The sequence below is a fragment of the Streptomyces sp. PT12 genome (genome assembly GCF_003311645.1).
Classification (GTDB): domain Bacteria; phylum Actinomycetota; class Actinomycetes; order Streptomycetales; family Streptomycetaceae; genus Streptomyces.
The window spans coordinates 57,750-69,766 of sequence record NZ_QEST01000137.1 but is presented as its reverse complement, the minus strand read 5'-3'; the positions used below and the strand labels follow the sequence as shown (position 1 = coordinate 69,766).

The following is a 12,017-nucleotide window of genomic DNA, read 5'->3' as shown; positions in this document are numbered from 1 at the left end:
CCATCGCCATCAACGTGCTACCACCACCCATCAGCCCTTAACTTCACGGCCTTGGCCCAAAGCCTCGAAGGCCGCCCGCGTGGGCGTGTGCACGTCCCATCCCTGCCCCATGCCTCTGACCTGCACAGAAAACACTGTACGAAGGGGGAGTGACACCGCTCGCTGATCCACCGGGAATGGTCAGACAGGCCCTTGTGGCGGACGGTCGTTCGGGCGAGGGCATGGCATCACCCCGGCGGCCCTGAGCGCTCGGCCCGCTCGGCACACCCCGCGCACGACATGTCACGGGCTCCTTCCTGCCCCGCTCGGAGGAACGCTAACATTTGCCGGGCAGCAACGATGATGCCGTGCTGAGAGGGTGAGGTTGTGAGCGCCATCGAGTCGGCCGTGGCCCGCACTCTCGGTGAACCGACCACCACCGCCCGCCCCTTGGGCGCCCGCGGCATCGTGGCCTGCATGCGCCCCCCGGTGGCCATCACCCTGGTCGAGCCCGGTTTGAAACCGCGTGGCGTGGAAACGGCCTTGAACGCGGAGCAGGGCATGGCCGCCCTGGGCTGGTTCCGCACCACGCCGTCACGGGAGGCTGCTCGTCGTGATGACGCCCGATGAACCGGCGCCCGGTCACGCCCAACCCCCCGCGGGGGGCGTGGCCACCAGCGTCGAGGACGGGCGCGCCGAGTATCCGGTGCGCAGCGAGGAGGACCTCCTCGAAGCCCGGCACGCCGTGCGGGCCGTGTGCCTCACGGTGGGTTTCGGCCTTGTTGACCAGACACGCGTCGTCACCGCCGCGAGCGAGCTGGTGCGCAACGCCTACATCCACGGCGGCGGGGGCACGTTGACCATCGAACGCCTGGCCCGCCCCTCGGCCAGGGGCGTGCGGCTCACCGTCGCCGACGCGGGGCCCGGCATCGCCAACGTGGACGTGGCCCTCACCGACGGCTACAGCACCGGCGCGGGCCTCGGCCACGGCCTGGGCGGGGCGCGGCGGTTGATGCACGAGTTCTGGATCGACACCCGCCCCGGCGGCGGCACCACGGTGTGTGCCACGCGCTGGACCAGCGGGTGACGCGCGGTGCCCGCGCTCCGGCCGCCGCCCCTGACGCGGCACGTCCGCATCGGCCACCATGGCGCGGCCGCGCCCGTGCTCGCCCTGTGAACCCCGAGGCCGTGAACCCCGAGGCCGTGAACCCCGAGGCCGTGAATCCTGAGGCTGAGAATCCTGAGGCTGAGAACCGCACTGATGCTATGACCACGACCGACCGACACCGGTTCAGCACGGCGGCCGACCTGCGGGCCGCCGTGCGGCGGGTGGCCCGCGCGCACCGCCTGCCCGTCGACGCCAGGGCCCGCCTCGTGGTCGCGGTGACCGCCGTCGCGAGCGTGGCGTTCGACGCGGGCGGGGCCGTCCACCTGGAGACCACGGTGCGGCGGGAGCCCGAGCCAGGGCGCCCTGGGCTGCTCGCCGTCGTGTGCCGCCCGCTGGGTGGGGGCGAGCGGCCAGCGCCCGCCGAGCTGCCGCTGCCCGCCGAGGCCGGCGACGACGGCGCCGCGGTGTGGCGCGTCCGGCTGCCGCCGCCCGCGCCGGGCGGCGAGGCCGCCGAGCCCGGGCCCGAGGACGAGGCGCTGGAACGGGAGCTGCGCTACGCCATGGCCCGCGCCGACGCGCTGGCGGCCGACCACCGCAGGCTCAAGCACGAGCTGGCCGAGACCAACAGCGGCGTGCTGGCGCTCTATGTGCAGCTTGAGGAGCGCGACGAGGAGCTGCGGCGCGCGCACGGCAAGACGCTGCGGGAGCTGGAGGATGCGCTGCGCCCGCCGCCCCTGGCGATCGACGGGCTCGAACTCGCCGTCCACTACGCCCCCGCGGGCACCGACGCGCCCACGGGCGGCGACCTGTACGACTGGTTCACGCTGCCCGACGGCTCGGTGCACATCACGGTGGTGGACGCGCTCGGGCACGGCGTGACCAGCACGCGGTCCGCGCTCAACGTCACGCACGCGGTGCGGACCCTGGCCCTGGAGGGACACCGCCTCGAGTCGATCATCGCGCGCACGGACGAGATCCTGCTGCCGTTCGACCGGGAGTTGATGGCGACCGTGCAGCTGGCGCGGCTGATCCCCGGCACGGGCGAGCTGATGCTGGCCAACGGCAGCCACCCGCCCGCCCTGGTGGTGCGGGCGGGTGGCGCGCACGCGTATCTGGAGACCAGGGGCCGGGGGATCGGCTTCCCGATGGCGGGCAGCGACGGGCTGCTGCGCGACCGGCTCGGCCCGGGCGACCTGCTGGTCCTCTACACGGATGGGCTGACCGAGAGCCGCAAGGACCCGCTGGAGGGCGAGGCGCGCCTGGTGCGGGCGGCGCTGCGGCATGTGCGGCGGCCCACGGCCGAGGTGCCGGGGGCCGTCGCGGCCGACATGCACACGGTGATCCTGCACCCGGACGACACGCTCGCCCTGGCCGTCAGGGTGGCGCCGCGCGCGGGCGGTACCGAGGGCGGCGCCGAGGTCACCGTTCCTCGGGCGCGTTGACCCGCTCAAACGGGGCCGGGGTGGCGCCGGTCCAGCGGTAGCGGTGCACAAAGCCCTCCTGGAGGGTCGCCCCGCCCTCGTCGACGGGCCCGCCATCGGCGACGTAGTAGGTGCCGTCGCCCAGCGAGGCGAAGCCGTAGCTGCCGTGGAACTCCCAGCCCCTGATGCCCGTTTCGGGGTCGCGCAGGCCGCGGCGCACCAGGGTGAGCAGGTCGCCGCGCTCGGGCTCGGGCTGCCCTGTGATCTCGCCGCGCCTGGGGCGCAGCGAGCCGTCGACCATGAAGAAGGAGTAGTTGGGGAACTCGGCCTTGGTGCCGGTGTAGACGGCCATCATCCAGTGGCCCGTGTGCGCGTCGTACTCCAGGTTCTGCACGCCGTACGTGGTGTTGCCGGTGCGCGCGAAGTACGTGCCGTCGGGGCGGCGCGGGCCGCTGCGGTGCGGGTCCGCCTGGCTCAGGGGGCGTTCGAGGCGGCGCCAGTCCCGCGTGTCGTACTCCAGGATCACCTGGTGGTCGTTGTCGGCGCGGCCGGTGTTGGCGTACACGCCATAGGCGACCATCAGCCGGGGCGCGCCGTGCCGCGAGCCGAACGACGGGCCGAACGAGACGCCGTCGATGCCGCTGCACCCGTAGCGGTGGTCGGCGGTGTCGGCGGTGTCGCCGTCGAAGACGCCGTCGCCGTCCATGTCGGCGGTGAAGTCGTCGACGACCTCCTGGAGATGGACGGCCGTCATCACGCCGTCGGTCTCGGCGTCAAGGCCGACGCGGTCGATTTCCTCGACGTCGAACACCGCGATGTAGAACGCCTCTTCCGCCTTGTACTCGAGCGAGCCGTAGACGCGCCCGTCGCGCGGGTCGAGGTCGATGTCCCCGAGGTGGCCGGTCAGTCCCTCGACGGTGCCGACGACGTTGCCCGCCAGGTCGGTCTTGACCAGGGCCTGGGTGAACGACCAGTACACGAAGCCGTTCTCCACGTCCACGGTGACGCCCTGGACATGGCTGGTCGGCCAGGCGCCGCCGTGGATGTACGGGGGCAGCCGGTGCTCGGGGGACGGCCGCGGCCTGGACTCGGGAGTGGCGGCGGGCGCGGCGCGCGGCGCGGCGGGGCCCGATGCGGGCGACGCGGCGGCCGGGGTGGCGGTGAGCGCGAGGGTGGCGAGGACGAGAGCGGCGAGGGAGGTCGGCCTGGCACGGGGCACGGCGTCTCCTGTGGGGGTCGGTACGAGGTGCGCACCGGGACCCTAGGGAGGGCGGGTGGCCGCGCTGCCGGGCCAGGGAGAAGTGCGGTCGACGACGGCGTGAACAGCCGCCCGCGCGGCGGCGGTCGGCGGGTGGGGTCAGCCCCGGCGTAGCGGCTCGGGCGCGCAAGGGAAGGTCGCGCGGGCCGTGTTCACGCCGAGTCGCGGATCACCAGGGCCGTGGGGAGGACGACGGCGGAGGTGTCCGCGCCGCCCACCTGGTCGAGGAGGACGCGCACCATCTCGGCGCTGATCCGGTCCCAGGGCTGGCGGATCGTGGTGAGCTGCGGGCGCGAGTCAAGGGCGGCGGCGGAGTCGTCGAAGCCTCCGACGGCCACGTCCGCGGGAACGCCGCGCCCGGCGCGTTGGAGCTCGGCCAGCGCGCCCTGCGCCATCAGGTCGGAGGCGACGAACAGCGCGTCCAGGTCGGGGCGCCTGGCCAGCAGCTCGGCGGTCGCGGCGGCGCCGCCCGCGCGGCTGTAGTCGCCAGGGGCGATCAGCGCGTCATCGGTGGGCAGGCCCGCCTCGACCAGCACCTCGCGGTATCCGGCGAGGCGTTCGACGCCGCCCGGGGTGTCGAGCGGCCCGGTGACGGTGGCGACGCGGCGGCGGCCCGTGGCCAGCAGGTGGCGCACCATCTGCCGCGCCCCGTCCCGGTCGTCGGCGGCCACGTGCGCGAGGCGGGTGGTGTGCCCCATGGGCTTGCCGCACATCACCACGGGGATCCCCGAGGTGACAAGGCGCTCGGCCACCGGGTCGCCGGTGTGGCTGGAGACGAGCAGCACGCCGTCCACGTGCCCGGCCGACACATAGCGGACCAGGCGCCGCTGCTCCTCGTGGCTCCCGGCGATCATCAGCAGCAGCGGGATGTCGTGCGCGGCCAGCGCCTGGGTGCAACCGCGCAGCAGGACGTTGAAGTTGGGGTCCTCGAAGAACTTCTCCTGCGGCTCGGTCAGCAGGAATGCCACCGAGCCCGAGCGCCCGGTGATGAGCGAGCGGGCGTGCCGGTTGAGCACGTAACCGGTCCTGCGGATGGCGGCGTTGACGGCGTCGGCGGCGGCGGGGCTGACGTAGTGGCCGCCGTTGAGCACCCGGGAGACGGTGCCGCGGGAGACGCCAGCCTCCCGCGCCACGTCGTGGATGGTCGGCCGACGGCGTCGGCCCTGGCCCTTCCCCGCAGCCTTGTCCGGGGCCGCCTTGTCCGGGGCCGCCTTGTCCGGGGCCGCCTTGTCCGGGGCCGCGTTGTTCGAGGTCACGCTCACGACTTTACGGCGCCCGAGAGGAGGTCCAGGCTCCAGAACCGCTGGATGAGCAGGAACAGGGCGACCAGCGGAACGATGGCGAGCAGTGATCCCGTGATCACCAGGGTGTAGAGGGCGGGGCTGTTGGAGCCCTGGTTGAGCAGGGTGTAGAGGCCGAGCGTCATCGGGAACTTCTCGTCGTCGCTGAGCATGATGAACGGCAGGAGAAAGTTGTTCCAGATGGCGACGAACTGGAAGAGGAAGATCGTCACCAGGCCAGGCAGCATCATCGGCAGCGCGACGGCCCTGAAGATCCGCCACTCGCCCGCCCCGTCCATGCGCGCCGCCTCCACGACGTCGGGCGGCACGGCCGCCGCCGCGTAGACGCGCGCCAGATAGATGCCGTAGGGGGAGAGCAGCACGGGGAGCAGGACGGACAGGTAGTGGTCGGTGAGGTCCACCTCGGCGAGCAGCAGGTACTGCGGGACGGCGAGGATGACGGGCGGCATCAGGACGCCGGTGAGCAGCACGCCGAAGATCGCCTCGCGCCCGGCGAAGCGGTAGACGGCCAGCGCGTAGCCGCCGAGCGCGGAGACCGCGCAGGACAGGGCGGCGCCGACGCCCGCGTAGAGCGCGGAGTTGGCCATCCAGCGCCAGTAGACGCCGTCGCGGTAGGCGTTGAGGTCGGCGATGTTGGCGAGGAGGCCGGTGCCGGGGGCCAGGGTGAACGTGGAGAACAGCTCGTCGCCCGCCTTGGTCGCGGCCATCACGACCCACACGACGGGGACGAGGCAGTAGAGCGCGCCCAGCAGCAGGGCGGCGGTGGGCAGGAGTGCGACGCGCCGTGGGGAGCGCGGGGCGAGGCGGGCGGATGTCATCGGGCCTCCCCCTGGCGGGCGCGGGCGCCCGCGGCGCGCAGGAAGCCGAACGACAGGGCGAGGGTGACGACGGCGATGACGACGGCGGTGGCGGCGGCGGAGTGGATGTCGCCGGTGCCGAACGCGTCCTGGTAGACCTTCATCAGCGGACTCCAGGTGGTCGGGACGCTGTTGGTCAGGGGGCGCAGCGTGGTGGGCTCGCTGAAGACCTGGAGCGTGGCGATGATCGAGAAGAAGAACGTGAGCACGAGCGACGGAGTGACCAGGGGGATCTTGACGCGCAGCGCGATCTGGAGCGGGGAGGCGCCGTCGAGGCGCGCGGCCTCGTACAGCTCGGCGGGGATGGCGCGCAGCGACGTGTGGATGACGATCATGTTGAACCCCGTGCCGCCCCACACCGCGATGTTGGCGAGCGCGAGATAGAGGGCGTTGCCGCCGAGCAGGTCGGGCTCGGGCAGGCCGAGCGCGTCGAGGGCGCGGTGCAGCGGGGAGACCGACGGCAGGTAGAGGAAGCCCCACAGCAGCGCGGCGATGACGCCGGGGATGGCGTAGGGCAGGAAGATCAGCAGGCGGCCCGCGCGGCGCCCGCGGACGCGTTCGGCGTCGAGCAGCAGCGCGAACACGAGCGCGAGGCCCAGCATGACGGGCACCACGATGAGGCCGTAGACCGCCACCCGCAGGGCGCCGTCGAGGAGTTCGGGGTCGCCGATGGCGTCGGTGTAGTTGGCGAGCCCGGCCCACACCTCCTGGCGGGCGCCGCTGCCGAGGCCGAGGCCCTGGACCTCGACGGTGCGCAGGCTCAGATGGATCGCATAGCCGATGGGCAGTGCGAAGAACAGCAGGAACAGCACGATGGCGGGGGCGAGGAACGCGTAGGGCGCGCCCCGCCGCGGCCCCCGCCGGGGGGCACGCGCGGCAACTCCCTTGACGGGCCGGGTCACTCGGCGACCTGGAAGCCGTGGGACTCCATGTCGTCCACCGTGGCGCGGTGCACGGTGGCCAGCGCCTCGGCGAAGTCGCCCCGGCTCTCGGCGGCGGCGGCGAAGGCGTCGTTGAACGCGTCATAGGCGACGTTGACGTTCGGTCCCCAGGCGGCGGGCGCGGTGCCCTGGGCTATCTCGGCGGCGCGCGCGTAGAAGTCCGGCTGGTTCTCGAAGAACGCGGGCGGCTGGGCCAGCGCGTCGCCCGTCTGGGCCGCGGTGGCCGCGGGGTAGATGCCGCCCTCGGTGACCAGGGCGGCAAGCGCCTCGGGGTCGGTGTTGAGCCAGGCGGCGAACTCCACGGCGGCCTCGCGGTGTTGGCTGTCGTTGGTGACGGCTGTGGTCGAACCTCCCCAGCTGCCCGTGGCGTTGCCGCCCTCCTCCCACTGCGGCAGCGGCGCCATGGCCCATGAGCCCGCGGTGTCGGGCGCCGCGGTGGACAGGGTGCCGGGGGCCCAGACGGCGCTGACCCAGGCGATCTGCTCGCCGGTGTTGAGCGCCTGGTTCCACGCGGGCGTGTACATCGGCTCGTTGAGGATGGCGTCCTCGGCGACGAGGCCGCCCCAGAACTCGGCGACGCGGCGGGTGGCGTCGTCGTCGATGGCGACGCGCCACCTCTCGCCTTCCACGGTCCACCACTGGGCGCCCGCCTGCTGGGCGAGACCGGCGAACAGCCCCGCGTCGTTGGCGGAGAACGTGGTGAGGTACGCCTGGGGGTCCGCGTCCCGCACGGCGCGCGCGGTGTCGGCGAACTCCTCCCAGGTGGTGGGGACTTCGAGGCCGTACTCGGCGAACAGGTCCTCGCGGTAGTAGAACATCATCGGCCCCGAGTCCTGCGGCAGGGCGTAGACGGCGTCGGTGCCCAGGGTGACCTGCTGCCACAGCCCTGGCGCGAACTGCTCCTCGGCACCGTCGAGTTCGCCGGAGATGTCGGCGAGCACGTCGTTGCTCACCAGGGTGGGCAGCGCCTGGTACTCCGCCTGCACGAGGTCGGGGGCCTCGCCCGCCTGGGCCGCGGTGATCGTTCTGGTGACGAGGTCGTCGCCCGCCGCCTGCTCCTTGACGGTCACCTGGATGTCGGGATTGGCCTCGTTCCACAGCTCGACCACCTGCTCCATGCCGGGCGCCCAGGCCCAGTAGGTGAGGTCGACCGGCCCGTCGGAGCCGCCGTCGTCGGACGAGCCGCAGCCCGCGAGGGCGGCGGTGGTGAGGGCGGCCGTGAGCGCCGCGACGGTGGTGCGCTGATGCATGGGTGCCTCCGATGAGACAGGCGGGATCTGTGAGCGTTCACAGTAGAGAAGCGCGTCAACGGCTTGTCAATGGTTGAGACAGTGCGGTTATGTGGACTGTGCACGTTCACAGAAAGGCTCAGCAGATGCGGATGGACCGGCCCGACCGGCTCGCCTTCGGCGGGGACTACAACCCCGAGCAGTGGCCCGAGGAGATCTGGCCCGATGACGTCGCGCTGATGCGCGAGGCCGGGGTCACCCTGGTGAGCGTGGGGATCTTCTCCTGGGCCAGGCTCGAACCGAGCGAGGGCCGCTTCGACTTCGGCTGGCTCGACCGCGTCATCGACCTGCTGCACGAGGGCGGCGTCGGCGTCGCGCTCGGCACCCCCACGGTCGTGCCGCCCGCCTGGTTCTACCGCGCGCACCCCGAGGCGTTGCCGGTCGAACGGGACGGCACGCGCTACGCGTTCGGCTCACGCGGCGCGATCTGCCACAGCTCGCCCGCCTACCACGAGGCCGCCGCCCGGATCACCCGCGCCCTGGGCGAGCGCTACGGCGACCACCCCGCGCTCGCCCTATGGCATGTGCACAACGAGTACGGCGTGCCCGTCCTCGCCTGCTACTGCCCGACGTCGGCCGAGCACTTCCGCCGCTGGCTCGCCGACCGCTACGGCACGGTCGAGGCGCTGAACTCCGCCTGGGGCACCGAGTTCTGGGGGCAGCGCTACGGGGACTTCGCCGAGGTCGAGCCGCCCAGGCTCACCCCCACCGTGGGCAACCCCGCCCAGCGCCTCGACCACGCCCGTTTCGCCAACGACGCGGCCCTCGCCAACTTCCGCCGCGAGCGCGACCTGCTGCACGAGCTGTCCCCCGGGGTCCCGGTGACCACCAACTTCATGGTGTCGCCCACCCAGTGCGACTCCATCGACTACTGGGCCTGGGGCCGCGAGGTCGACCTGGTCACCAACGACCACTACCTGGTGGCCGAGGAGGACCGCAACCATGTCAACCTCGCCATGGCCGCCGACCTGACCCGCTCCGTCGCGGGCGGCCGCCCCTGGCTGCTGCTGGAGCACTCCACGAGCGCCGTCAACTGGCAGCCGCGCGGCATCGCCAAGCGCCCGGGCGAGATGGCCCGCAACAGCCTCGCGCATGTCGCCCGCGGCTCGGAGGGCGCGATGTTCTTCCAGTGGCGCGCCTCACGGGCGGGCGCGGAGAAGTTCCACTCGGCGATGGTCCCGCACGCGGGCACCGACAGCAGGATCTGGCGCGAGGTCGTCCAACTCGGCGCGGACCTGGGCGCGTTGACCCCGATCCTGGGCAGCCGCACGGCCGCGGACGCCGCCGTCGTGTGGGACTGGCAGTCCTGGTGGGCGCAGTCCCTCGAGTGGCGGCCAAGCGACGACCTCGACACCAGGGAGCGCGCCGAGTCCTGGTACCGCGCCCTCTACGACCGTCACCTCACCGTGGACTTCGTCGAGCCGGAGGCCCGGGACCTCGCCGACCGCCCGCTGCTCGTCGTCCCCTCCCTCTACCTCACCACCGCCGCCGCGGGCGAGAACCTGACGCGCTACGTCCACGGCGGCGGCACCCTCGTCGTCTCGTGCTTCTCCGGCATCGTCGACGCCCACGACGCCGTCCACCCCGGCCCCCACCCAGGGCCGCTGCGCGGCGTACTCGGCCTGACCGTCGAGGAGTTCAAGCCGCTGCGCGCGGGAGAGACCGTCACCCTCACCGGGCCGGGCAGGCCCGCGCTCACCGCCGACATCTGGGCCGAGACCGTGGTCACCCGGGGCGCCGAGGCCGTGTGGCGCTACGCCGACGGGCCCGCCGCGGGCGACCCTGCCGTCACCCGGCACGCGCTGGGCGAAGGCACCGCCTGGTATGTCTCGGCGCGCCTGGGTCACGACGGCCTCGACGCCGTCCTGGCCGCCGCCACCGCCGACGCCGGGCTCGCGCCGCGCGACGACCTGCCGCGCGACGTCGAGGTCGTCGCGCGCGCCGGGGCGGACGGCGACACCTATCTCTTCGCGATCAACCACACCGCGGCCGAGGCCAGGATCCCCCTGGCTACCACCGGCACCGAGCTGATCACCGGCACCGAGCTGATCACCGGCGACCGCGCCACCGGCCACCTGGCCGTGCCCGCGGGCGCCGTGCGCGTCGTGCACCTCGCCCCACCCACCCGCTGACCCTCCACGAAGGGACCGCCACGATGCACAGACGAACGCTCCTGCGCGCGGGAACCGCCGCGCTGGCCGCGCCCGCCGCGTTCACCGCGCTGGCCCGCGGCACCGCCCAGGCCGTGCCCCTGCCCGTCCAGGGCGTCGACCTCTCCTCGGTCCCCAAGGCCGAGGACCTGGGCGCCGTCTTCCGCCACGCCGACGGCACGCCAGGCGACCCCGTGGCGATCCTCGCCGCGGGCGGCGCCAACCATGTGCGCCTGAAGGTCTGGGTGAGCTCGCCCGACGGCTACCACGGGCTGCCCCAGATCCTCGCCATGGGCCAGCGCGCCCACGCCCACGGCATGCGGCTGCTGATCGACTTCCACTACTCCGACAGCTGGGCCGACCCGGGCCAGCAGAACAAGCCCGCCGCCTGGACCGGCCTGTCCTTCGCCGACCTCGAACAGGCCGTCTACGACCACACCCACGAGATCCTGAGCGGCCTGGCCCGCCAGGGCACCCCCGCGGCCATGGCCCAGATCGGCAACGAGATCAACGGCGGCCTGCTCTGGCCCGACGGCTCGACCGCCGACTTCGACGCCCTGGCAAGGCTGCTGACCGCGGGCTCCCGCGCCGCCACCGACGCCACCCCCGGCATCGAGGTCGCCCTCCACCTCGCCGAGGGCGGCGACAACCCCGCCACGGTCTGGTGGTTCGACAACGCGGTCCAACGGGGCGTCCCGTTCGACGTGATCGCCCTGTCCTTCTACGGGTACTGGCACGGCACGCTGGACGATCTGCGGATCAACGCCATCGACTGCGCGGCCCGTTACGAGCGGGACATCGTGGTCGCCGAGACGGCCTACCCGTTCGTCCTCGCCGACTCCGACGGGCACCCCAACATCATCGCCGATCCCTCGCAGCTGGTGCCCGATTTCGGCGCCAGCTTGGAGGGCCAGGCCGACTGGGTGCGCGCCGTCTCCCAGGTGCTGTCCGAGGTGCCCGAAGGGCGGGGCCGCGGCCTCTACTACTGGGAGCCCGCCTGGATCGCCACCCCGGGCAACGGCTGGGACCCCTACGACCCCGCGTCGGGCAACGCGTGGGAGAACCAGGCGTTCTTCGACTTCCAGGGCCGCGCCCTCCCGGCGGCCACCTGGCGGTAGCCAGCGGCCCTGACCAGCGCGTCGCACTCGGCGGTCCGCGCTCGGCCGCTTGATGTGATGGTTCAGCTCCCGGAGCCGACGATGGCGGTGCCGCGGATCTCCACCCGCATCCCGGCGAGGCCGAGGACCGTGACGCCGGTCTCGGTCCAGATCGGCGCGCGGCCGCCGAGGCGACGGCGGAACTGCTCGGCCATCCGCAGCCTGCGCTCCGCGTTGTCGAAGGCCCCGGGGCGCAGGCTGCGGATGGGTGAGCTCGCCTTCCTCGCCAGCGGGTCGCTCTCCCGCCTGTCCAACGGCGTCAAACGCTGTGAACAGCGCGGCAGGGCCGTACGGACGCCCGACCCTGCCGACGGCCGTTGCACCCTCGCCGAACTCACCGACGCGGGCTTCGGCGTCGTACGCGAGGCGGCGCCCACACACCTGCGCGCCGTACGCCGCATCGTCCTCGGCGCGCTCACCACCACCGACCAGAAGGCCCTCGTCCGCGTCGCACAGAAACTCCGCATCGTTCCCGACGACTTCGGCCGACAGCCGTCCCACGCGGCGACCCGGGACGAGCGGGCGCCGAGGTGAGCCGACGAGCCGTCCAGGAGCG

At 73.2% G+C, this 12,017-nt stretch carries 9 protein-coding genes and 3 pseudogenes; 6 read left to right on the top strand and 6 right to left on the bottom strand.

Features of this window, described 5'->3' with window-relative positions:
* Positions 1-375 precede the first annotated feature (375 nt).
* From DEH69_RS15850 to DEH69_RS15840, 3 genes and pseudogenes are all read left to right on the top strand, one after another.
* A pseudogene (locus tag DEH69_RS15850) lies at positions 376-609 on the top strand (anti-anti-sigma factor); the annotation flags it as partial.
* A gap of 37 nt (positions 610-646) precedes the next feature.
* Entirely contained in the window at positions 647-1,066 is a 420-nt protein-coding gene (locus DEH69_RS15845; protein ID WP_309302799.1) for an ATP-binding protein, read from the top strand.
* Positions 1,067-1,245: 179 nt separating this feature from the next.
* A complete protein-coding gene (locus DEH69_RS15840) occupies positions 1,246-2,529 on the top strand; it encodes a PP2C family protein-serine/threonine phosphatase (protein WP_113687619.1) in 1,284 nt (427 codons plus the stop codon).
* Here the strand turns inward: DEH69_RS15840 and DEH69_RS15835 are convergent.
* The 5 genes from DEH69_RS15835 to DEH69_RS15815 all read right to left on the bottom strand — a co-directional run bounded on the left by DEH69_RS15835 (position 2,507) and on the right by DEH69_RS15815 (position 8,115).
* Positions 2,507-3,727, bottom strand: a complete 1,221-nt coding sequence (locus DEH69_RS15835; RefSeq protein WP_113687618.1) for a hypothetical protein — start codon at positions 3,725-3,727, stop codon at positions 2,507-2,509. The genes DEH69_RS15840 and DEH69_RS15835 overlap by 23 nt on opposite strands.
* A gap of 191 nt (positions 3,728-3,918) precedes the next feature.
* Positions 3,919-4,908, bottom strand: coding sequence for a LacI family DNA-binding transcriptional regulator (locus tag DEH69_RS15830; RefSeq protein ID WP_258534699.1), 990 nt, complete (start codon positions 4,906-4,908; stop codon positions 3,919-3,921).
* Between the two features lie 116 nt (positions 4,909-5,024).
* Positions 5,025-5,885, bottom strand: coding sequence for a carbohydrate ABC transporter permease (locus DEH69_RS15825; protein WP_113687617.1), 861 nt, complete (start codon positions 5,883-5,885; stop codon positions 5,025-5,027).
* Positions 5,882-6,826: a carbohydrate ABC transporter permease gene (locus DEH69_RS15820; protein WP_113687616.1), complete on the bottom strand. Its 945-nt coding sequence runs from the start codon at positions 6,824-6,826 to the stop codon at positions 5,882-5,884. Before DEH69_RS15820 ends, DEH69_RS15825 begins: the two co-directional genes overlap by 4 nt.
* Positions 6,823-8,115, bottom strand: coding sequence for an ABC transporter substrate-binding protein (locus DEH69_RS15815; protein WP_113687615.1), 1,293 nt, complete (start codon positions 8,113-8,115; stop codon positions 6,823-6,825). Before DEH69_RS15815 ends, DEH69_RS15820 begins: the two co-directional genes overlap by 4 nt.
* 125 nt (positions 8,116-8,240) lie before the next feature.
* On the opposite strand from DEH69_RS15815, the gene DEH69_RS15810 reads away from it, so the two are divergent.
* Together DEH69_RS15810 and DEH69_RS15805 are read left to right on the top strand one after the other, a co-directional pair.
* Positions 8,241-10,286, top strand: a complete 2,046-nt coding sequence (locus DEH69_RS15810; protein ID WP_113687614.1) for a beta-galactosidase — start codon at positions 8,241-8,243, stop codon at positions 10,284-10,286.
* Between the two features lie 23 nt (positions 10,287-10,309).
* Entirely contained in the window at positions 10,310-11,422 is a 1,113-nt protein-coding gene (locus tag DEH69_RS15805) for an arabinogalactan endo-1,4-beta-galactosidase (protein ID WP_113687613.1), read from the top strand.
* Positions 11,423-11,484: 62 nt separating this feature from the next.
* Here the strand turns inward: DEH69_RS15805 and DEH69_RS32765 are convergent.
* Positions 11,485-11,616: pseudogene (locus DEH69_RS32765) on the bottom strand (hypothetical protein); the annotation flags it as partial.
* A gap of 13 nt (positions 11,617-11,629) precedes the next feature.
* Between DEH69_RS32765 and DEH69_RS15800 the strand changes: the two are divergent.
* Positions 11,630-11,995, top strand: a pseudogene (locus tag DEH69_RS15800) (MarR family winged helix-turn-helix transcriptional regulator); the annotation flags it as partial.
* Positions 11,996-12,017 lie beyond the last annotated feature (22 nt).